The following is a 2,194-nucleotide window of genomic DNA, read 5'->3' on the forward strand; positions in this document are numbered from 1 at the left end:
CCGCAGTACGGACGCCACGGGGCGATGTTCGTCCGGTACGGGAAGTCCTCGAAGGGCAGCCCGCCCAAGCGCCGCACCATCTTCACGGTCCCGGAGATGGACTGGATCGTCGACGTCCTGGACCACTACCTCGCCGAGGTCCGCCCCCGGTTCGGTGCTGGGAAGCACCCGGCGATCTGGGTCACCGAACGCAGTGGGCGCCTGTCCCGCCGGTCGGCGAACGAAGCCTTCGACGCCGCACGGAAGGCCGCTGACCTGCCGGAAGAGCTGAAATTGCACTGCCTGAGGCACTCGTACATCACGCATCTCGTCGAGTTCGACTACCCGGAGCGGTTCGTCCAGGACCAGGCCGGACACGGCTACGCCAGCACCACGGCCATCTACACCGGCGTCTCGGACGAGTACCGCAACCGGCTGCTGCAGCGGAAGTTGACCCATCGCTACCCCGGCATCTGGGAGGACCCCAAGTGATCAAGAAGATGGGCTACCGCTGGAACCTGCGCAAGCTCATGGCCGACCGGGAGATGTTCCAGACCACCGACCTGGTCCCGCTGCTGGCTGAGCGGGGCATCACGCTCTCCCGCGAGCAGGTCTTCCGGCTGGTCACCCAGCCCCCGCAGCGGCTGTCGATGGACGTCTTGGCGGCTCTGTGCGACATCCTCGCCTGCCAGCCGAATGATCTGATCGAGGTCCAGGTCGTCAACCAGGAAGTCCGCAAGACCGCCGGCGGCGAGACACCCGGACCGCTTCCGGCCGTTCGCCGGACCTCCATCCGGCGCCCGGAGGGCCTGTGACCGCGCCCTCGCCGACCGCGCCATCGGTCGTCGCCCGCCTCGCCGCCCAGGCCGCACGGCTGGATGCCGCCACCTCCGCCGTCACCACCCACCTCACTGCGGCTCTGCCCGGCCTCGGCTCCGAGGAGGCCGCGGCGGCGCTGGTGGTTGCGGTGCCGATCCCCGTGCGCGGGGCGGCTCGTTTCCTGGAAGAGCTCGCCGAGCACCTGGCCGGCCATCCCCAAGCCATGACCTCTGGGAGTTCGCTCTGTCCGCCGCTCCTGCTGCGGCTGACCCAGGTGTTGTACGAGGGCGGCCATCCGGTGGTTCGCCCCGGTTGCGCGCACTGCGGCACGGTGCGGACCGACCTTCGGCAGCTGCGGCCCGAGGGACGGCTCTGCGCGACCTGCGACGCCAAGAGCCGCCGCGCCACCTGCGCGCGCTGTCACCGCGAGGGCATGCGGATCTCCGCCCGCCGCCCCGAGGGCGGCATTTGCTCGGCCTGCTACCACAAGGACCCCGCCCGCCTGGAGGAGTGCGCCGGGTGCGGCGAACTCCAGAACCCGGTGGTCCGCCGAGAAGACGGCCGGGGCCTGTGCATCAGGTGCTGGAAGCGCCCCACTCACACCTGCGTGACCTGCGGCAAGACCGCGGTCGCGGCGCTGGTCGACGCCGACGGCGCTCTCTGCCACCTCTGCTACAACCGCCACCGCCGACCGCGACGGCTCTGCGGCCGGTGCGGGCAGCTCAAACGCATCGCACGCAACGCGCACGACAATGAGCCCGACCTGTGTGACGGCTGCTACCGCGGCCCCGAGGTAACCTGTTCCGCCTGCGGTCGGATCCGCCCCTGCAGCAGCAAGCTCCAGGGCCAGCCCGTCTGCGGCAACTGCTACCGGCGCAACCGACAGGGCGAGCCATGCGCCCGCTGCGGTCGGATCAAGCCGGTCAACACGCGATGGCCGATCGGGCCGGTCTGCATGACCTGCTACAACACCGTCCTCCGGTCGCCGGCCGAGTGCTCACGCTGTGGCACGGTCCAGCCGCTCATCGCGCGGGACGCCGACGGCATCGGCGTCTGCGGACCCTGTGTCGGCTTCGCCGCCGACTACACCTGCCGCCAGTGCGGCCGCGCCGGCAACCCCCACAGCCGGGGTCGGTGCGCGTTCTGCGTTCTCGCCGAGCGGGTCGACCTTCTGCTCGCCGGAGCCGACGGCGTGGTCCCCGAGCAGTTGCAACCGCTCGCGACGGCGCTGGCGGCCGCTCCGGCGCCCTTCCAGGCGATCCAGTGGATCCGCGAGAGTCCGAACAGCAAGCTCCTCGCCCGCCTCGTCACCGAGGACCGTCCGCTCAGCCATGAGCTGCTCGACGAGCTACCACCCAGCCGGAACCAGCGCTATATCCGCCAACTCCTGTTGTAC

2 protein-coding genes and 1 pseudogene are annotated in these 2,194 nt (G+C 70.6%); all 3 read left to right on the top strand.

All coding sequences use genetic code 11. The features are described from left to right. Window positions 1-471, top strand: a 471-nt coding sequence (locus tag ACFXOZ_RS42115) for a tyrosine-type recombinase/integrase (protein ID WP_380595325.1), incomplete at its 5' end; no start/stop codon positions are given. Continuing rightward, a complete protein-coding gene (locus ACFXOZ_RS42120; RefSeq protein WP_380522383.1) occupies window positions 468-794 on the top strand; it encodes a helix-turn-helix domain-containing protein in 327 nt (108 codons plus the stop codon). The genes ACFXOZ_RS42115 and ACFXOZ_RS42120, both read left to right, overlap by 4 nt. Next, a pseudogene (locus ACFXOZ_RS42125) lies at window positions 791-2,194 on the top strand (hypothetical protein); the annotation flags it as partial. The gene ACFXOZ_RS42120 and the pseudogene ACFXOZ_RS42125, both read left to right, overlap by 4 nt.

The sequence above is a fragment of the Kitasatospora sp. NPDC059160 genome (genome assembly GCF_042755465.1).
Classification (GTDB): Bacteria; Actinomycetota; Actinomycetes; order Streptomycetales; family Streptomycetaceae; genus Kitasatospora.